The sequence below is a fragment of the Tomitella biformata AHU 1821 genome (genome assembly GCF_000524475.1).
Lineage (GTDB): Bacteria > Actinomycetota > Actinomycetes > Mycobacteriales > Mycobacteriaceae > Tomitella > Tomitella biformata.
In genome coordinates, this window is the sequence record NZ_BAVQ01000016.1 from 13,618 (window position 1) to 32,550 (window position 18,933).

The 18,933-nt window shown below is 68.8% G+C and carries 16 protein-coding genes; 8 read left to right on the plus strand and 8 right to left on the minus strand.

Annotated features, from left to right (window positions below):
* Positions 1 to 42 precede the first annotated feature (42 nt).
* Positions 43 to 1,431: an NADP-dependent succinic semialdehyde dehydrogenase gene (locus tag TBIF_RS07455; RefSeq protein ID WP_038170328.1), complete on the minus strand. Its 1,389-nt coding sequence runs from the start codon at positions 1,429 to 1,431 to the stop codon at positions 43 to 45.
* Between the two features lie 231 nt (positions 1,432 to 1,662).
* On the opposite strand from TBIF_RS07455, the gene TBIF_RS07460 reads away from it, so the two are divergent.
* The 6 genes from TBIF_RS07460 to phoU all read left to right on the plus strand — a co-directional run bounded on the left by TBIF_RS07460 (position 1,663) and on the right by phoU (position 9,426).
* The gene (locus TBIF_RS07460) at positions 1,663 to 2,613 is read left to right on the plus strand and encodes an acyl-ACP desaturase (RefSeq protein WP_024794206.1); all 951 of its coding nucleotides are present in this window, start codon (positions 1,663 to 1,665) and stop codon (positions 2,611 to 2,613) included.
* A 235-nt stretch (positions 2,614 to 2,848) separates the two neighbouring features.
* Complete coding sequence (locus tag TBIF_RS26465) at positions 2,849 to 2,980, plus strand: hypothetical protein (RefSeq protein WP_268746902.1); 132 nt, start codon at positions 2,849 to 2,851, stop codon at positions 2,978 to 2,980.
* A 206-nt stretch (positions 2,981 to 3,186) separates the two neighbouring features.
* Entirely contained in the window at positions 3,187 to 5,403 is a 2,217-nt protein-coding gene (locus tag TBIF_RS07475; RefSeq protein WP_200182830.1) for a 2OG-Fe(II) oxygenase, read from the plus strand.
* 104 nt (positions 5,404 to 5,507) lie between these two features.
* Positions 5,508 to 6,590: a tRNA dihydrouridine synthase DusB gene (dusB, locus tag TBIF_RS07480; RefSeq protein WP_235174581.1), complete on the plus strand. Its 1,083-nt coding sequence runs from the start codon at positions 5,508 to 5,510 to the stop codon at positions 6,588 to 6,590.
* A gap of 121 nt (positions 6,591 to 6,711) precedes the next feature.
* Positions 6,712 to 8,652, plus strand: coding sequence for an LCP family protein (locus tag TBIF_RS07485; protein ID WP_024794209.1), 1,941 nt, complete (start codon positions 6,712 to 6,714; stop codon positions 8,650 to 8,652).
* Positions 8,653 to 8,757: 105 nt separating this feature from the next.
* Positions 8,758 to 9,426, plus strand: coding sequence for a phosphate signaling complex protein PhoU (gene phoU / locus TBIF_RS07490; protein WP_024794210.1), 669 nt, complete (start codon positions 8,758 to 8,760; stop codon positions 9,424 to 9,426).
* Between the two features lie 45 nt (positions 9,427 to 9,471).
* Here the strand turns inward: phoU and helR are convergent, their stop codons facing one another.
* The 7 genes from helR to TBIF_RS07525 all read right to left on the minus strand — a co-directional run bounded on the left by helR (position 9,472) and on the right by TBIF_RS07525 (position 17,510).
* Complete coding sequence (gene helR, locus TBIF_RS07495) at positions 9,472 to 11,715, minus strand: RNA polymerase recycling motor ATPase HelR (protein WP_024794211.1); 2,244 nt, start codon at positions 11,713 to 11,715, stop codon at positions 9,472 to 9,474.
* An 84-nt stretch (positions 11,716 to 11,799) separates the two neighbouring features.
* Positions 11,800 to 12,576 carry a phosphate ABC transporter ATP-binding protein PstB gene (gene pstB / locus TBIF_RS07500; RefSeq protein WP_024794212.1) on the minus strand — a complete coding sequence of 259 codons (777 nt, stop codon included), beginning with the start codon at positions 12,574 to 12,576 and terminating at the stop codon, positions 11,800 to 11,802.
* Between the two features lie 30 nt (positions 12,577 to 12,606).
* A complete protein-coding gene (gene pstA / locus TBIF_RS07505) occupies positions 12,607 to 13,512 on the minus strand; it encodes a phosphate ABC transporter permease PstA (RefSeq protein WP_372435171.1) in 906 nt (301 codons plus the stop codon).
* A gap of 17 nt (positions 13,513 to 13,529) precedes the next feature.
* Positions 13,530 to 14,603, minus strand: coding sequence for a phosphate ABC transporter permease subunit PstC (pstC, locus tag TBIF_RS07510; RefSeq protein ID WP_024794214.1), 1,074 nt, complete (start codon positions 14,601 to 14,603; stop codon positions 13,530 to 13,532).
* A gap of 64 nt (positions 14,604 to 14,667) precedes the next feature.
* Positions 14,668 to 15,789 (minus strand): phosphate ABC transporter substrate-binding protein PstS, encoded by a 1,122-nt coding sequence (gene pstS, locus TBIF_RS07515; protein WP_024794215.1) that lies wholly within the window; start codon positions 15,787 to 15,789, stop codon positions 14,668 to 14,670.
* Positions 15,790 to 15,900: 111 nt separating this feature from the next.
* Positions 15,901 to 16,809 (minus strand): mycothiol synthase, encoded by a 909-nt coding sequence (gene mshD / locus TBIF_RS07520; protein WP_024794216.1) that lies wholly within the window; start codon positions 16,807 to 16,809, stop codon positions 15,901 to 15,903.
* 14 nt (positions 16,810 to 16,823) lie between these two features.
* Positions 16,824 to 17,510, minus strand: coding sequence for a winged helix-turn-helix transcriptional regulator (locus TBIF_RS07525; protein ID WP_024794217.1), 687 nt, complete (start codon positions 17,508 to 17,510; stop codon positions 16,824 to 16,826).
* A gap of 135 nt (positions 17,511 to 17,645) precedes the next feature.
* Between TBIF_RS07525 and TBIF_RS07530 the strand changes: the two genes are divergently transcribed.
* Together TBIF_RS07530 and TBIF_RS07535 are read left to right on the plus strand one after the other, a co-directional pair.
* Positions 17,646 to 18,482, plus strand: coding sequence for an LmeA family phospholipid-binding protein (locus TBIF_RS07530; RefSeq protein WP_024794218.1), 837 nt, complete (start codon positions 17,646 to 17,648; stop codon positions 18,480 to 18,482).
* A 7-nt stretch (positions 18,483 to 18,489) separates the two neighbouring features.
* Positions 18,490 to 18,921: a thioredoxin family protein gene (locus tag TBIF_RS07535; RefSeq protein WP_024794219.1), complete on the plus strand. Its 432-nt coding sequence runs from the start codon at positions 18,490 to 18,492 to the stop codon at positions 18,919 to 18,921.
* The last annotated feature ends 12 nt before the right edge of the window (positions 18,922 to 18,933 follow it).

Here is an 18,933-nt window from a genome sequence, read left to right on the forward strand (position 1 = left end):
GAGCTGGCGGGCGGCCCCGAGGTGGGTCGCCCGCCAGCCGTGTCAGGCCCCCACCCACACCGTCTTCGCGTTGCAGAACTCCTTGATGCCGTGCGCAGCCAGCTCGCGGCCGTAGCCGGAGCGCTTGACCCCGCCGAACGGCAGGCCCGGATAGGAGGTGGTCATGCCGTTGATGAACACGGCCCCCGCCTCGATCTCGGCGATGAACCGCGCCTGCTCATCGGAGTCTTGCGTCCACGCGTTGGAGCCGAGCCCGAACTCCGTCGCGTTCGCGAGCTCGATGGCCTCCTCGATGCCGTCGACCCGGTACAGCGAGGCGACGGGCCCGAAGACCTCCGCGCCGTGGATCGCCATACCCTCGGCGATGCCCGCGATAATGGTCGGCGGGTAGAACCAGCCCGGCCCATCCGGTCGCGTGCCGCCGCACAGGGCCGTCGCCCCCTTTGCCAGGGCGTCGTCGACGAGCTCCTCGACGTCCAGCCGGCCCTGCTCGGTGGCGAGGGGCCCGACATCGGTGCCAGGGTCCATCGGGTCCCCCACCGTCAGCGCCGCCATGCGTGCGGTGAACTTCGCCGCGAACTCCTCGTAGACGTCCGCGTGCACGATGAAGCGCTTGGCCGCGATGCAGGATTGCCCGTTGTTCTGGGTCCGCGCGGTGACGCCGACCGCCACGGCCTTATCCAGGTCTGCGGACGGCATCACGATGAACGGGTCGGAGCCGCCGAGCTCCAGGACCGTGTGCTTGACCTCGTCGCCGCAGATCGCCGCGACCGAGCGGCCTGCGGGCTCGGATCCGGTGAGCGTCGCGGCCTTGACCCGCGGGTCCCGCAGGACAGCCTCGACGGCGTCCGAGCCGATGAGCAGCGTTTGGAAGCAGCCGTCGGGGAAGCCCGCACGCCGGAACAGCTCCTCGATGTACAGCGCGGTCTGCGGCACGTTCGACGCGTGCTTGAGCAGGCCCACGTTGCCAGCCATCAGCGCGGGCGCGGCGAAGCGGATCACCTGCCATAGCGGGAAGTTCCACGGCATGACGGCCAGCACCACGCCCAGCGGTTGATAGCGGGTATACGCCGCCACCGCGCCGACGGAGTCCGCGTCGCCCGGCTCATCCGCGAGGAAGGCCTCGGCGCGTTCCGCGTAGAACCGCATGCCCGCCGCGCACTTGCGGGCCTCGGCCGCAGCGGACGCGAGGGTCTTGCCCATCTCGGCGGTCATGACGGCGGCAATCTCGTCGGCGTCCGCATCGAGGAGGTCCGCGGCTGTGGACATGAGGCGGGCTCGATCGGCAAAGCTCGTCTGGCGGTAGGCAAGCCAGGCCCGGTGCCCCCGCGCGATCCGCTCTACAGTCTCATCGGCCGTGTGCGCGTCGAAGGACCGCAGCACCTCGCCGTCGGCCGGATTCACACTGGTGATCGTTGTCGCGGCTGCCATGGGGATCCTCCCTTTGTTTCCGTGGGTCTGTCCCGAGCGTGCCACGAAATACCTACTCATCCCCCTTCATCGCCCCGAACTGCCATAATCGGCGAAGGTGTGCTGACGCGCAGCATTGGCGATGGTTACCCGTTGGTAGACTTGGCGCTTCTGAGCCGCCGACGTGCTCTTCCCCTCCAACCTACGGTGCCGTAGGGTGCGAGGTGGCAGGCAACGAAACTGGAGGAATCGATGACCCGCGAGATGACCCAACTCGAGCTCTTGACCGAGCTGGAGCCGTTGGTGGAGACCAACTTGAATCGGCACCAGTCCATGGCCAAGGAGTGGCACCCCCATGACTATGTGCCGTGGGATGAGGGCCGCAACTTCGCCGCGATGGGGGGCATCGACTGGGATCCTGAGCAGTCGCAGCTGGATCCGACGGCCAAGGCCGCGATGATCACCAACCTCCTCACGGAGGATAACCTGCCCTCCTACCACCGCGAGATCGCCACGAACTTCTCCCTCGACGGACCCTGGGGCACCTGGGTGGGCACGTGGACCGCGGAGGAGAACCGGCACGCGATCGTGATGCGCGACTACCTCGTGGTGACCCGCGGCGTCGACCCCGTCGCCCTTGAGCGCGCCCGCATGCAGCACATGATCACGGGCTACAACCCGGCGACCAACAAGGACATCCTGCACTCGGTGGCCTACGTGACGTTCCAGGAGCTGGCCACCCGTGTGAGCCACCGCAACACCGGTCGCGCCTGCGGGGACCCCATCGCGGACAAAATGCTCCAGCGCGTGGCGGCCGACGAGAACCTGCACATGGTCTTCTACCGCAACCTCTGCGAGGGCGCGCTGGAGCTGACGCCGAACAAGGCCGTCGAGGCAATCTCGAACATCCTTGAGGTCTTCGAGATGCCCGGCTCCACCATGCCGGACTTCCGTCGCAACGCCGTCCTCCTGGCGAAGGGCGGCATCTACGACCTGCGCCAGCACCTGGACGAGGTCGTCCAGCCAGTCCTACGCAAGTGGCGCATCTTCGAGCGCGACGACTTCACCGGCGAGGGCGAGCGCGCCCGCGACCGCATCGGGGCCTTCGTCGCGGACCTCGAGGCCAAAGCCACCAAATTTGAGGAGTCCCGCGCCCGGGCCCTCGAGCGCGATCGCAAGCGCGCCGAGGCCGTGTCGGTCTAGAGAGTTCCCCCAGCGCTGCCCGGCCGGATTCTGGCCGGGCAGCGCTGTTTTTTATTGCAGATGGACAACGAGTCACTCCGCGAACTGCAACAGGGTCTCCACCACGACGAGCCTGTGGACAGGCAATGGCGAATCCACCCAGGGCCGCGCACCGAGTAGCGTGGTCGGCACGTATTGCGGCCCCGCCGCGGGGCCCACAGGGAGCCTGCCGATGCCCACATCGCATGATCAAAGATTGCGCGTACACAACCTGCCCGTCTCCGTCAACGGTTACAGCGCCGGGCCCGACCAGAACGAGGACCGCCCTCTCGGGCGTGGCGGCGAACGGCTGCTGGAGAACCTCGGCACCGGAGCCGACGGGTACTGATATGTATTGAGTAGGCCTTCACTCATGTGCTACTGGCCAGGCGCTGATCGAGGTTTCGCAGCAGCGCTCGTCGCTATGGCGACCCCCCTGGTCCTCCGGCAAAACTCTCCACAAATCCCATATGGTTGCCCGTCCACTATTCGGTAGGAGACCCCATGCCCAGTCCTGCCCGTGAACGACTCGCCCGCCTCCTCGCAGGAACAGTTGTGGCAAGGGCGGACAGCGCCATCGTGCATTTGCCGGGGGACGTCCTCACCATGGAGGTCGCGGGGCTGGGCCGCGTCGACACCCCGATCCGCGCCGCCCAGGCGAAGAAGCTGATCGGGGCCGCTCGGCCGGTTCAATACGGCCATGGCGAGGACACGCTCACCGACACCACAGTGCGCGACAGCTGGGAGATCACGCCCGATCAGGTGCGGCTCGGCGGCCCCACGTGGCAGTCGCATCTCGACGCGGCCCTAGCAGACCTCAGCGAGACCCTCGGCCTGCCCGCCGGCTCCCGGCTGACCGCGCAACTGCACTCCCTGCTTATCTATGGCAAGGGACAGTTCTTCCTCCCCCACCAGGATTCCGAGAAGCACGACGACATGGTCGCCAGCCTGGTCGTCACGCTGCCGTCGACCTACACTGGCGGAGAACTCGTCGTCGACGACGCCGGCCATGAACAGGTCTATCGCGGCTCACGGACCGACCTGGTGCTCGTCGCCTACTATGCCGACCGCCGGCACGAGGTCCGCCCCGTCCGCTCGGGCCACCGCGTCACCTTGACCTTCAACCTGCTCCTCGACCGGCACGCCGCCACCCTCGCACTCGGGCCTACGGAGCAGCTCGCGGCCAGCCTCACCGAGCACTTCACCTCCCCTGCCACCACCACATACGGCCGCGAACTCGGCGTGCCCACGCGACTCGCCTTCCTGCTGGACCACGAGTACACCCAAGCCGGCCTGCGCGGCGGCCGCCTCAAGGGTGCGGACGCGAAGCGGGTCAAGCTGCTGCGCGCCGCCGCGGAGCAGGCAGGCTGCGAGAGCGTCCTCGCCCAGGCCGAGATCCAGGAGACCTGGCAAGTCCGGCCCGGCGGCGGCTCGTGGGGCGACGACTGGGACAACGATTGGGACGACGAGCCCCAGGATGAGGACCCCGAACAGCACGACCTCGACGGCGACTACGAGCTCGACTACCTGGTCGTCGACGAGATGACTCTGTCCTGGTGGACCACCCCCGACGGACCCGGCGCGGAGAAGATTCAACTCCGTCTGGACGGCGAAGAGGTGTGCATGGTGACGCCGACGAAGTCGCTGACCCCGTACGAGTCCGAGTACGAGGGCTACATGGGCAACTACGGCCACACCGTCGAGCGGTGGTACCGGCGGGCCGCTCTGGTCATGTGGCCGAGGGCGTCGACGTTCGCGGTGCGCGCGGAGGCTGGCTCGGGGTGGGCGCTCGAGGAGCTCCAGCGCCAGATCGACGCCGGAAAGCTCGACGGCGCACGCGCGGATGCCCTGGCGCTCAGGCCGTTCTGGACCGGTGTGGACTCCGCACTGCGCCTGCCCGCCCTGCGGGTCGCGGTCGGGTTGGCCGACCCTGCCGCCGCTCGGGTGGTCGCGGCGCCATTCCGCCTGGAGTCGCTGACGGCCGAGCACGCCCCGATACTGGCGGAGATCGCGCGGGCCTACGGCGACCCGTGGCTGCGGACGCTCCTCGGAGACTGGGACATCTCCATCCGGATCGGCGTGCCGGGCCGCTGTGCCTGGGCAGCAGAGTCCCTGCCGCCGCTGTGCAAGAAATTGCGTGATCTAGACGCGCACGCGATCGCCACCGGCCTCGTGGACCGCGTCTGGGGCAGGCTGCGGAGCCAGATCGACGCGGGGCTCGCGCAAGTGGACCCCGAACGCCGACGCATGGGTTTGGCCCGGTTGGCGGAATTGCTGGCTCAAACGCTTGCTGCGGCGTCCGACGAGCAGGGCGTGGCCATCGCCGTGTCACTCCGCGCCGACGGGGATGACGTGCTCGCCCTGCTCATCCCGATGCTGCGGGCTCATCGGCCGCCGCCGCACCCCGCTGTTGTCGCCATCGCCAGCGATTGCCGACACCGACTGGCCCTGCTCACCGAGGCCCCGGCGCGAGCCAAGGATGATTGGTCTATCGCCTGGTCCGCGTGCTCCTGCGACCTCTGCGTGCGGCTCTCCGGATTCCTCGGCGCGGCCCACCAGACCACGCTCGAGTGGCCGCTCGCCAAGGCCGGCCGCCAGCATATCCACCAACAACTCGACGAGGCGGGCCTGCCGGTGCGACACACCACCCGACGACAGGGCAGCCCTTACACCCTGGTCCTGACCAAGACGAGGGACCTCTTCCGCCGCGAGCAGACTGCCCGCGAGCAGTCGCGGACCGGCCTCGCGTGGCTGGCGTCCGCATTCGGGTAGTCGGCCCGGGTTCCGGCACAATGGAGGCCGTGACTTCCCTGGAGACCCGCCCGGCCCTGAAGATCGGGCCCTATGAGCTGAGCAGCCCCGTCATCCTCGCGCCCATGGCTGGCGTGACCAACGTGGCGTTCCGAACGCTCTGCCGGGAGCTCGAGGAGGAGAAGACCGGCTCCACCGCAGGTCTGTACGTGTGCGAGATGGTCACCGCGCGTGCGCTGGTGGAGCGGCATCCCACCACGATGCACATGACGACGTTCGGCCCAACCGAGACACCGCGCTCACTGCAGCTGTACACGGTCGACCCCGCAACCACGTATGACGCGGTGCGAATGATCATCGACGAGGACATCGCGGACCACATCGACCTCAATTTCGGCTGCCCTGTGCCGAAGGTCACGCGCAAGGGTGGCGGCTCCGCCCTGCCCTATAAGCGCCAGCTCTTCCGGCAGATCGTGGCGGCCGCCGTACGAGGCGCCGGCGGCAAAGCGCCCGTGACCGTGAAGTTCCGCGTGGGTATCGACGACGACCACCACACGCACCTCGACGCGGGCCGGATCGCTGCGGAAGAGGGCGCGGCGGCCGTCGCGCTGCACGCCCGGACGGCGGCGCAGCGCTACTCCGGCGAGGCCGACTGGTCGCACATCGCCGCGTTGAAGGAGCACGTCACCACCGTGCCGGTCCTCGGCAACGGGGACATCTTCAGCGCGCAGGACGCGGTGCGGATGATGGCTGAGACCGGTTGCGACGGGGTTGTCGTCGGGCGCGGCTGCCTGGGCCGTCCCTGGCTTTTCGCCGAGCTCAGCGCCCACCTGAACGGCCGCGAGATCCCGACGCCGCCCAACCTCGGCGAGGTCACGCGCATCATGCGCCGGCACCTGGAGCTGCTGATCGCGCACCATGGCGAGGTCAAGGGCTGCCGGGAGATCCGCAAGCACATCGCCTGGTACCTGCGGGGCTTCCCGGCCGGCTCGGACCTGCGGGTGGCGATGGCGACGGTCACCAGCCTGGACCTGTTCGACGAGCATTTGGCGCAATTGGATCCGACGGTCCCCTTCCCCACAGACGGCGAGGGCCCGCGCGGTCGCCAGGGCTCCCCCGGCGCCGTCGTGCTCCCCGAGGGCTGGCTAGATGATCCCGAGGATGACACCGTCCCCCACGGCGCCGACGTCATGAACTCCGGCGGCTGAGCGTCGCACTGGCCGAACGCGATTTCGGCGCGATCATCAAAGATCAGTACTATTACGCGGATACGCTGTTTACGTCGCCGAGTATTTGCGGTCCCGGCAGCCCAGACTGGAGAGGTAGGCAGTGACAGACGACCATCGCACGCCTACGCCTTGGGAACGACCGCTCTCCAAGATCCGCGACGAGACTCCCACCGACGAGCCCACGGCGGCGAGCACCCCCCGCTCCCGCCGGCGCCGATCAGAGGCCGCGGGCACAGGCGTTGGAGAGCGGCTGACCGTCGCCGAGTTGCTGCAGCGCGTCGGCTTGCCCGACGACCAGCCCACGCGCAGCCATGCCGCGGACGAAGCGTCCACACCTGAGCAGCCTGCGACGCCCGATGCTCCAGCCCCAGTTTCCCCAGCCCCGACTCCCCCGGCCCCGACTCCCCCGGCCCCGCCGAGAGCCGTCTGGCTCAACCAGGGAGTGGCGGACCAGGCGTCCGCGGGCGCACCGCCCCCACCGTCGAAGGCCGGCCCGGAGAAGGTCACCGGCTCTGAGGACCCGCCCGCGCGGCCCCGATTGTCGGCCCAGAAGAAGGTGCAGCGCGGCGGCATGATCTTGGTGGCGCTCGTCTCGATCCTCGCGGTGACGATGACCGGCCTGGTCTGGGGCTATCTGCGACTCGCGGACGGCGCCTACACGCAGATCGCCGCGCTCGACCAGAACTCCGACGATGTGCGCGACGCCGCTGGCCAGTACGGCGACGAGACTTACCTGATCGTGGGCACCGACAGCCGCGCCGGCGCGAACGGCGAGATGGGCGCGGGCACCACCGAGCAGGCTGGCGGAGCGCGCTCGGACACCGTGATCGTGGTCAATATCCCGGCCGACCGCAGCCGTGTTGTCGCCGTGTCCTTCCCCCGCGACCTCAATGTGAATCGTCCGTCGTGCTTCGCTTGGGACAACGAGTTGGGCGACTACACCAAGGATTTGCTCTCCTCCGAGACCGACGTCAAACTCAACAGCGTGTACCAGGATGGCGGGCCGAAGTGCCTGGTCAAGGTCATTCAGAAGATGTCCGGCCTGCAGATCAACCACTTCGTGGGCATGGACTTCGCAGGCTTCGAGCAGATGGTCAACACTATCGGCGGCGTCGAGGTGTGCACCACCGAGCCACTGGTCGACGAGGAGCTCGGCACCGTCCTCGGCGATACCGGCACGCAGACCATCAGCGGCTCCACCGCGCTGGACTATGTGCGCGCCCGGAAGGTCGAGTCCGAGGGCAACGGCGACTATGGCCGGATCAAGCGCCAGCAGGTGTTCCTGTCCTCCTTGCTGCGCACCGCACTGTCCAACAAGGTGCTGTTCGACCCAGGCAAGCTCAACGGCTTCATCAACGAGTTCACCAGCTCGTCCTTCGGCGACAACCTCGACACGCAGGCGCTGATCACCCTCGGCCGTTCGCTGCAGCGCGTGGAGGCCGGCAAGGTCACGTTCCTCACCGTCCCCACCGCGGGCACCAACGACTGGGGCAACGAGATTCCCCGATCCTCGGACATCAGCAGCATCTTCGACTCGATCATCGACGACAAGCCCCTGCCCGGCGAGCAGGCGGACACCCCCGCCGAGAGCCAGGACGAGTCGGCCCCCGAGGCGGCGGCGGACGCCGTCCAGGTCCACGCCGTGTCGCCCTACTCAGTCTCCGTGCAGGTCAGCAATGCGTCCGGATTCGACGGCGTCGCCACCGCCGCCGCTGACAAGCTCGGATCCTACGGTGTCCAGATCTATAACATCGGCAATTACTCGACCCCGGTCACCAGCACCATCGTCCAGTTCTCCGGCGACAACGAGGCCGAGGCGGCGACAATCGCGTCGATGATTCCCGGCGCAAAACTGCAGCGCACGACGGGCCTGGGCAACTTCGTCGAGGTGGTCCTCGGCAGCGACTACAACGGTCTCGTGGTGGCCCCGGCAGATCCGGGGGACGTCCTCAGCCCGGTGTTGGAGAGCGACACCGAGGCTGGATCCTCGATCCCCCTCGACGTCAGCATCACCAACGCTGCCGACGTCACGTGCGCCTGACCGACCCCCTTTCCACTCCGTCGGCGCGGTCCCGCCTCCTACCATTCACCGCGAATTCACTGCGAGCCCACCATCTGGACAGAATCGCTCCGTAGCATCAGGGCTGTGCGTACTGCCTACACTGATCAAATCAGCGAACTGTCCAGCAATCTCGCGGCGATGTGCAAGCTCGCGGAGACTGTGATGGACCAAGCCACCGGTGCCCTCCTGCAAGCAGATGAGGAGCTCGCCCGCCAGGTGCTCGACACGAGCCCCGAATTCGACCGCCTGGACGCCGACTGCGAGGAGCGCGCCTTCGCGCTGCTCGCGCTGCAGGCCCCCGTGGCGGGTGATCTGCGGCAGATTGTCAGCGCGATCCAGCTCGTCACCGACCTGCGCCGGATGGGGGCGCTGGCGGCCCACATCGCGAAGATCGTGCTGCTCCGCCATCCGCAGAAGGTCCTGCCCGAGGTGGTCAGCGGCTACTTCGCCGAGATGGGCCGCATCGCGGTATCGCTCGCCGACGCCGCCACCGAGGTCCTCATCAGCCACGATCCCGAGCGTGCGAACGGCCTGCAGGACGAGGACGACGCGATGGACGACCTCCACAAGCACCTGCTCGGTGTGCTGATGAACCCGGAGTGGGAGCACAGCGTCGCCGCCGCCGTCGACATCGCGCTGCTCGGCAGGTTCTACGAGCGCTACGCGGACCACGCCGTCCAGGTGGCCCGTCGGGTCGTCTACCTTGCCACCGGGACCATGCCGGACCAGATCGTCGACCACGAGCTCCTCTAGACCGCACCACCCCCAGAACCGCCAGCCTCCCGGTTGGCGGTTCTGCTATATCTCCGCTGTGCCCCGCACCGGGACCGCACCGGGACCGCACCGACTCGTGAGGATGACCAGCCGCTGGGTCGCACGGGTCATGGCGACGTAGCGGTCCACCGCCCCCGCTATCCCGTCACCGAATCCCTGCGGGTCCACCAGGATGACCAGGTCGAATTCCAGGCCCTTCGACAGCTCCGGGGTCAGGCGCCGGACGCGGTCGGGCTGGGGCAGAGCCAGGATTGGCTGCCCAGCGCTGATCACGCACGCGATCCCCTCGGCGTTCGCGGCCAGCCAGTCCCCCAGGATCGTGCCCAGCTCCGACACGGCTCCGTGCGTGACGGGGATGTCGCTGCTGCGGATAGAGGTGGGCACGTTGGCGTCGGGCAGCACCGCCCGGATCACCGGTTCGGCCTCCGCCATGACTTCCGCCGGGGTCCGGTAGTTGATGCTCAGGGAGGCCACGTGGACCTGGGACAGGCCGATCCGCGTCAGCCGTTCCTGCCAGGATTCCGTGAACCCGTGGCGGGCCTGCGCGCGATCCCCCACGATGGTGAAACTCCGGGACGGGCAGCGCAGGAGCAGCATCTGCCACTGCGCGTCGGTCAGCTCCTGGGCCTCGTCCACGACGATGTGCGCGAACGGGCCGGCGAGGGGGTCGGTATCCGCACGGCCGTAGTCGTTGCCGACCAGCAGATCCTGCAGGTCCTGGTGCCGCAGCTGCGTCATCAGGCCCTCGCCGTCGTCGTACTCGTGGGCGGAGATGAGGTCGCCGATCACCTTGGCGCGTTCCTCCCGCTCGGCGGCGACGGCGAGATTGCGTGCCCGCAGCCGCCGCGACGCCGCCGGGTCGCCGAGCCGCTGCCGCGCCGCGTCCAGCAGGGGCAGGTCGGACAGCGTCCAGGCCATGGGGTCCGCACGCTGTAGCCGGCGGACGTCGTCGACGTCTAGCCAGGGGGCGCATTTACGCAGGTAGGCGGGCACCGACCACAGATCCGCGACGAGGTCGGCCGCCTCGATGAGCGTCCATGCGTTGTCGAGCGCCGACCGCAGCTCGTCGTTCTCCCCCAGCCCCCGCCGCAGCTGGGCGGCCGACGCCTCGCCGCCGTGGGTGTCGATCAGGCGGTGCTTGTCGACCAGGATCGTGAGCAGCAGCTCCCAGATCTGCTCGCGCGCCGCATTGTGCGGGGTGCCAGGCTCTGGGGCCGCGAACGCCTCCTCCCAGTCGTCGGGGCTCAGCCAGACCTCGCCCCAGTCGGTGCCGACCGTCATGCCTGTGGCGGGTGGCTGCTCGTAGAACGCGACGGCGGCCTCGATCGCCCGCACCAGCTCGGCGGTGGACTTCAGGCGCGCCACCGCGGGGTTGTCCTCGGCTCGGGCAGCCGCGCCCTCCGTCACGAGGTCCCGCAGGGTGCACAGCGCGACGCCCTCCTCGCCGAGGCTGGGCAAGACGTCCTCGACATAGGCCAGGTATGGCTGGTGGGGGCCGATGAACAGCACGCCGTGTCGCAGCCGCGGGTCGGAGTAGAGCAGGTAGGCGGCGCGGTGCAGCGCGACGACCGTCTTGCCCGTGCCTGGCCCGCCGTCGACGACGAGCGCGCCGCGCGAGCCCGCCCGGACGATCGCGTCCTGGTCGGCGGCGATCGTCCCGAGGACATCGCGCATCCGGGCCGACCGGTTGGCGCCCAGGCTCGCGATGAACGCGGACTGGTCGTCGAGCGCGGCGGAGGAGGCGAGGCCTGCGTCCTCGAGGCCCTCGGCGGTGAACACCTCGTCCCAGTAGTCCGTGATCCGCTCCCCGCTCGCGGCGCGGAGCGTCCAGCGGTACCGGCGCCGCCGCGCGAGGCCCATCGGGTTGGCGTGGGTCGCGCCGAAGAACGGCTCGGCCGCCGGGGACCGCCAGTCGAGCAGCAGCTGCGCGCCGGCGCTGTCGAGCAGGCCCAGGCGCCCGATGTACACCGGCTCGGGGTGGTCTGCACGGATGAAGTGCCCCAGGCACAGGTCCAGCCCGTGGCGGCTGAGGGCGCGCAGCTCGGCGGACAGCCGGTGGATCTCGAGGTCCCGGTCCAGCGCAGCCTGGCCCACGCCGCCCGGGGCTCTGCGCGCCGCGTCGAGGCGGGTGGTCAGGTTGGCCATGGATCGCGCCAGGCTCTCGGCGATGGCCGCGAAGTGCCGCTCGTCGTCGGCGATCAGCCGCGGGTCGGTTTTGGCGGATAGATGGTCGGGCAGGTCGAACGCGCTCGCTGTCAGGTGCTTCACGCTGGCAATTCTGCGGGGCCGACGGGCCTTGCCACAAGCCCCCCACCAGGCTATAAATTGAAGGTGGAAGGAAGTTCGGGCTTGCTAGCCGAACCGTCCGGAGATGTAATCCTCCGTGGACTTCTGGCTCGGGTTGGAGAAGATCTGCTCGGTGTCGTCGATCTCCACCAGCTGACCGGGCTGGCCCACGCCGGCGAGGTTGAAGAACGCCGTCCGGTCGCTCACCCGCGCCGCCTGCTGCATGTTGTGGGTGACGATGATGATCGTGAACTGCTCCTTGAGCTCGGTGATCAGCTCCTCGATGGCGAGCGTGGAGATCGGGTCCAGCGCCGAGCAGGGCTCGTCCATCAGCAGCACGTCCGGCGAGACCGCGATCGCGCGGGCGATGCACAGGCGCTGCTGCTGGCCACCGGAGAGGCCGCCGCCGGGCTTGTCGAGGCGGTCCTTGACCTCTTGCCACAGGTTCGCGCCCCGCAGGGACTTCTCCGCGACCTCGTTGAGCTCGGACTTGTTGCGCATGCCCTGCAGCTTCAACCCGGCGACAACGTTGTCGCGGATCGACATCGTGGGGAACGGGTTGGGCCGCTGGAAGACCATGCCGATGGTGCGCCGCACCGCGACCGGGTCCACGTCGCGGCCATAGATGTTCTCGCCGTCGAGCCGGACGCTGCCCTCGACGCGGGCGCCCGGAGTGACCTCGTGCATGCGGTTGATGGTGCGCAGCACCGTGGACTTGCCGCAGCCGGACGGCCCGATGAACGCCGTCACGCTGCGCGGGGGCACCGACAGGGTCACGTCCGCGACGGCCTGGAAGCCGCCGTAATAGATGTCGAGGTCAGTGAGGTCAATCTGCTTGGTCATGAGGGTTCCTTTACAGAGTCGGCAAGACGGTCAGCGGGACCGGACGGTGGAGAACCGGGCGATGAGCTTGGCGCCGATGTTGAGCACCGCCACCAGGAGGATCAGCGTCAGTGCGGCACCCCACAGCCGCTGCAGTCCGACCGAGCTGGGGTTGTTCATCTGGTCGATCATCACGCCGGGCAGGGTGCCCATCTCGCCGCCGAACAGGTCGAAGTTGATGAAGGGCGCGTAGCCCACCAGGATCAGCAGCGGGGCGGTCTCGCCGAGCACGCGGGCGATGGCGAGCATCACGCCGGTGACGATGCCGGGCAGCGCGGTCGGGAGCACCACGCGCAGGATCGTCTTCCACTGGGGCACGCCCAGGGCATAGGACGCCTCGCGCAGGTCCGCCGGCACGATCCGCAGCATCTCCTCCGTGGAGCGCACCACCATCGGGATCATTAGCAGCACCAGTGCCAGCGAGACGGCGAAGCCCGACCTGGGCAGCCCGAACGTCACCACCCACAGCGCGTAGATAAACAGCGCGGCGACGATGGACGGGACACCGGAGAGGATGTCCACCATGAAGGTGGTCACCTTCCCGAGCCGCGACGGGCCCGCGTACTCGACGAGGTAGACCGCGACGAGCAAGCCCACTGGGATCGCGATGACCGCACATGCCAGTCCCTGGACCAACGTGCCGACGATCGCGTGGTAGACCCCGCCGCCAATCGCGGTGGAAGTCAGCCCGCTGAGGGAGTTGGTGAACCAGGTGGAGCTCAACATCGCGGGCAGGCCCTTGGCCACCACCGTCCACAGCACCCAGGCCAGTGGGATCAGCGCCACCAGCACCGACGCGGAGACCAGGACGGTCGCCACCTTGTCGGTGCCGATTCGTCGGCGGCTCGTAGTGGTGAAGGCGCTGGCGGGCACCCGGTTCCGCTTCGGCGCTGTCAAGGTCAGACCGTCGATACTCATGAGTTATTCCTGCCCCGGGCGACAACCATCCTGGCGGCCGCGTTGACGACGAACGTGAGGGCGAACAGGACCAGGCCGGCTGCGATATAGGCGCCAGCCATGGTGTTGTCGGTGAACTCCGCGTAGCCGAGGGCGATCTTCGAGGCGATCGTCGCGCCGCTGTCGAACAGCGACCAGCCGAACTTCGCGGAGGTGGTCTGGAGGATCAGGTACAGGGCCATGGTCTCGCCGAGTGCACGGCCGAGGCCCAGCATCGAGGCGCTGACGAAGCCGGACTTGCCGAACGGCAGCACGGCCATCCGCACAACCTCCCAGCGCGTCGCGCCGAGCGCCTGCGCGGCCTCGATGTGCTCCTTGGGCGTCTGCGCGAACACCTCGCGGGTCACGCCGGTGATGACCGGCATGATCATCACGGCGAGGACGATGCCAGCGGTGAACACCGTGCCGCCGCCAGAGATCGAGCCCGTGCCGGTCGCGAACAGCGGGAACCAGCCGAAGGTGGAGTTGAGCCAACTCGAGAACGGGGACAGCACCGGCGCGAGCACCAGCAGGCCCCACAGGCCGTAGACCACGGACGGCACCGCGGCCAGCAGGTCCACCGCGTAGGAGAGCGGGCCGGCCAGCCGGCGGGGCGAATACCGCGAGAGGAAGATCGCGATGCCCAGCGACGCCGGCATGGCCAGCGCCAGCGCGAACACCGACACCAACACCGTGAGCTGGAACAGGTCCAGCACGCCGAAGGCGAACGCGTTGATGTTGGTCGTCGACCACTCACGCGAGGTCAGGAAGTTGACCTGGTTGAGCTTCAGCGCGGGGATGGCGCGCCAGATCAGGAAGCCGCCAATGGCCGCGACCACGACGCTCATGGCTATCGCCGAGCCCTTGGTCAGGAACCGGAACACCCGGTCCCCCTGCTGCACCGGCGAGGACTTGCCGCCGCCTCGCCGGTGCCCGCCTGTCCCAAGGGACCCGCCCGTGCCCTTCGGCCCGCCGGGGCCCGCAAGCCGGCCGGGGCCGCCCGCATCTGCCGTCACGCCGTCGGGCACGGTGCTCGCGTTCGAATCGGACACAGTCACACCGTCCCGTCCGTTGGCCGTCGTCGTCATGTCAACTCCCAGCTCGCAGTGGTCAGAACTAGGAGATGGCCGTGATGGCGTCGAGCAGCGTCGTCTTCATCGCGTCGGGCAGCGGGACGTAGCCCAGCTCCGCCAGGCCCTGCTGGCCCTGGTTGGCGGCGACGGTGAGGAAGGACTTCACGGCCGTCGCCTTCTGCGCGTCGTAGCCCTTGCCGCAGACGACCTCGTAGGTGGCCAGGACCAGCGGGTATGCGCCCTCTTCGCTGGTGCCGTAGATCGAGGTGAGGTCCAGCGCCAGGTTGTTGGTGCCGGGCTCCAGGAACTCCGCGCCCTCGATCGCCTTGGCCGCGGAGGCCGAGTTCAGCTCCACCACGGAGTTGCCGTTGTGGATCTTCGCGACCTGCAGGCCCGACTGGTCGGCGAAGGACTGCTCGACGTACGTGATGGAGCCGGCCGCGGTGCCAACCGCCTGCGCGACGCCCGCGGAGCCCTTGGAGCCGTTGCCGACGCCGCCCACGAAGTCGGAGCCCGCGCCCTTGGTCCACTCGGCCTTGGCGGCGGTGCCCAGGTAGGTCTGGAAGTTATCCGTCGTGCCGGACGAGTCGGAGCGGTAGACCACGTCGATCTTCTGGTCCGGCAGGCTCACGCCCGAGTTCAGCGCGGCGATCGCCGGGTCGTTCCAGTTGGCGATCTCGCCACCGAAGATCTTCGCGAGGGTGGGCGCGTCCAGCACAAGGCCCTCGACCCCGTCGAGGTTGTAGGCGATGGCCACGGGGCCGAACACCAGCGGCAGGTTCCAGGCCTCGCCCGCGTCGCAGCGCTGGCCGGCCTCGGCGAGCTGGTCGCTCTTCATCGCCGAGTCGGAGCCCGCGAAGTCGATCTGGTTGGCGACGAACTGTGTGCGCCCGTCCCCCGAGCCACTCGCGGTGTACGCGACGTTGACGTTCGTGCCCTGCGACTGGCAGGCCGCGATGTAGGCGGTGGTGAACTGGTCCATCGCGTTCTTCTGCGCCGACGAGCCGGCCCCGGACAGTGTCTCCGCACCGCTGCAGTCCACCGAGGCGCTGGCGGCGTCGGTCGTCGTTCCGGTCGCGGCGTTGTTATCGCTGCCACAGGCCGCAAGGCCGAGCGCGGTCACGGCGAAGAGGCCGACAAGTGCGGGCGTGCGTGAGAATTTCACGTTTGGATCCTCCGGGTGAATGGGCGGCGCGGTGCCACCGATTTGAACCGTAGGAGCTTGAAATGGCCGGCGACCCCCAATTAGGTGAACGCCAGGCGAACTCGGGTGGAACTATGCGTTGTCGCTGGTCAGGCCATACGCAACATCTGCACGATACCTGCTGAAGCCCAGCCGTTCATAGGTTCTCAGCGCCGGCCCGTTATCGCCCTCGACGTAGAGCAGGACGGTCTCCAACCCCAGCCCGCGCAGATGGCGCAGCCCGGCCAAGGTCAATGTCGCGCCGAGCCCGCGGCCCTGTGCCGTTGGGTCGATGCCGACTACATAGACCTCGCCCAGGGCTGGCTCGCCCGCGTGCACCTTGGTCCAGTGAAAGCCCAGCAGCCGCTCCGGCTCGGCCGCGTCGAACGCCAGGAAGAGCCCTGCGGGGTCGAACCAGGCTTCCGCGCGCTGGTCGATCAGGTCCTGCGCGCTCATCGCCCCCTGCTCCGGATGCCACTCGAATGCGGCGGCGTTCACGCGCAGCAGCTCCGCGTCGTCCCCGTCCTGATAGGTGCGCACGACGACGGAGTCGGGGATGGTCAGCTCCGGCAGCTCTGGGGTGGTGAGCTCGCGGCGCAGCTGCAGCAGCTCGCGCAGCGGTGTCAGCCCCAGTCGAGCAGCGACCGCCTGCGCAGCGGGCAGGTTGCCGTGCGCCCAGGCCCGGGTGTGCGGCCCACCCTCGCGCAGCGCCATCTCCACCAGCTTCGTGCCCAGGCCCTTGCCGCGCTCGGCGGGCAGCACGTATGCCTCGGCCGTCGCGTTCGCCAGCCCGGCGTGTTGCACATTGGCGTAGCCCAGCAGCTCGGGGCCGGTCGCCAGCAGCAGGTGCTGCGCGCCCGCCTGCTCCAGCAGGCCCCGCAGCGGGCCATCCCCCACCGGCGCGACGCCGTCGGCGGCCTCCGCGGCGGCGACACCGGCCGTGATTTTACTGGCGACCACCGGGGATACAGAGTCAATCGTGTAGATCACTGGCGCGGACATGCGCGGTCCTATCTCTAGCTTGGGTCGCGGGGCTTGCTGCCCGGCGCGGGCACTGCTTTATAGCCCACATTACGGACGGTGCCGATCAACGACTCGTACTCGATGCCCAGCTTGGCTCGCAGACGCCGCACGTGCACGTCCACGGTGCGGGTGCCGCCGAAGTAGTCGTAGCCCCAAACCTCGTGCAGCAGTTGCGCCCGGGTGAACACGCGGCCTGCGTGCTGGGTCAGGAACTTAAGGAGTTCGAACTCCTTATAGGTGAGGTCGAGCGGGCGCCCGCGCAGCCGCGTCGTGTACGTGGCCTCGTCGATTACCAACTCCCCCATGGTGATGATGGTGGACTCGGGCTCGTCGCCGCCGCGGCGGCCACCGAACAGCCGCAGGCGCGCGTCGAGCTCTGCTGGGCCGATCGTGGTGAGCATAAAATCTGCCACCGACCAGTCCGCTGTGAGCGCGATCAGCCCGCCCTCGGTGATCACCAGCAGCACCGCGGTGTCGGGGGCATTATCGGCGAATAGTCGGCACAGCGTGCGGGCGCTGGCCAGGTCCACCCGCGCGTCGATGATGACGGCGTCGATGCCGCCCACCTCGGTCAGCGCGGACGCGGTCATCGCGCCCACCGTGGCAGTGTGGGCCAGCAGCGACAACGCTGGCAGCACAGCGCCGGGATCCGCCTCAGCGGTCAACACAAGCAGCTCCATGTGCCCTCCCGCCGCCGTCCGACGCCCGAACACAACGCCGGGCCACCATTAGATTAACGGCCCGCGTCCCCGCTCCGCTCGTCACGGTTCACTGGCCGCTACGGCACGCGATCTGGAGTCGGTCACAATAGAGGGGTGCGGAAACTGATCATCACCCTCGTCTCGCTCGTGGCCCTCGCGCTCGTCGTCGACTTCGGGGCCGCGACATTCACCGAATATCGCGTGTCCCGGGCGATCCGGCACGGGGCGAGCCTCGGCGACGATCCCGCCGTGACCGTGTCCGGCTTCCCGTTCCTGACGCAGGTCCAGGGCGGCACCCTCGACGCCGTCACCGTCCGCGCGCGCAACGTGCCCAGCGAGGTCGTGGGGCAGCTCCTGGTGGAGACCCGTTTCGAGGGCGTGCACCTGCCGAGCTCGTCCTGGATCATCGACACCGACGCTCCGATGCAGGTCAACCGGGCCGAGGGCCGAATGATCATCGGCCAGACCGCGCTCGGCCAGTTGCTCGGCGTGCCGGACCTGGAGCTGTCCGCGCCCCCGTCCGACAAGTCTGACGGCACCGGCGGCTCCGGCGGTGCGGGCCTGGTCAACCTCGGCCCCGCCATCAGCGCGAACGCGGTGCTGCTGACCGGCACCGTCCAGGTCGGCGAGGACGAGAAGGGCCCCATCCGCCAGCAGGTCTCCGTGCTGGCCCGCCTACTGCTGGTCGACGACAAGGTGCACATCATCCCGTCGGCCGTCTATCAGCCGCAGGCGCATGATCCAGCCTCAACGGATGAGATCATTCCCACCCTGGACATGGCCGGGCCGCAGTTCGCCGCCACCATCAACGCCGACGACCTCCCGTTCGGCATCACCCCCACCGGCGTGCGCGCGTCCGGCTCGGAGCTGATCATCGAGGGCGCCGACGAGGACGTCACCCTCCAGCTGGGCGAGCTGCTCAAGCTCACGCCCACCCCCACCGTCGAATAGGCGCCCCATGCCGAACGTCCTGATCCTCCTCGCCGCCATCGCCGTCGCCCTGGCGATCGGCTTCGCGCTGCGCGCCCGCAGCGGCCGCGTTCGTGCGGTGGCAGCGCCGCCCTCCGCCGGAGGCCAACTGCTCCGCGACGCCGGGATCAGCGCCACCGGCCCCACCATCCTGCATTTTTCCGCGACCTGGTGCGGGCCATGCGCCGCGGTGCGCCGGGTCGTCGCGAACACCACCGCCACGCTCGCTGACGAGGGCCGCACTGTGCTGGACCTAGAATTGGACATCGATGAGAACCCTTCTCTTGCAAGGGAATTGAAAGTCTTGTCACTGCCGACCACGTTCCTCTACGATGAGTCGGGCACCCTCCACCACCGCATTCCCGGCGTACCGCAGGCCAACGCACTGCTATCCGCGATGCGCCAGATTCCCCAGCCCTAAGCCCCCCTGCTG

Excerpts from the sequence above, each read along its gene's own strand:
- TBIF_RS07460 (WP_024794206.1), top strand. The coding sequence starts at position 1,663 with ATGACCCGCGAGATGACCCAACTCGAGCTCTTGACCGAGCTGGAGCCG.
- TBIF_RS07455 (WP_038170328.1), bottom strand. The coding sequence starts at position 1,431 with ATGGCAGCCGCGACAACGATCACCAGTGTGAATCCGGCCGACGGCGAG.
- dusB (WP_235174581.1), top strand. The coding sequence starts at position 5,508 with ATGGCTGGCGTGACCAACGTGGCGTTCCGAACGCTCTGCCGGGAGCTC.
- mshD (WP_024794216.1), bottom strand. The coding sequence starts at position 16,809 with ATGTCCGCGCCAGTGATCTACACGATTGACTCTGTATCCCCGGTGGTC.
- TBIF_RS07535 (WP_024794219.1), top strand. The coding sequence starts at position 18,490 with ATGCCGAACGTCCTGATCCTCCTCGCCGCCATCGCCGTCGCCCTGGCG.
- pstB (WP_024794212.1), bottom strand. The coding sequence starts at position 12,576 with ATGACCAAGCAGATTGACCTCACTGACCTCGACATCTATTACGGCGGC.
- TBIF_RS07525 (WP_024794217.1), bottom strand. The coding sequence starts at position 17,510 with ATGGAGCTGCTTGTGTTGACCGCTGAGGCGGATCCCGGCGCTGTGCTG.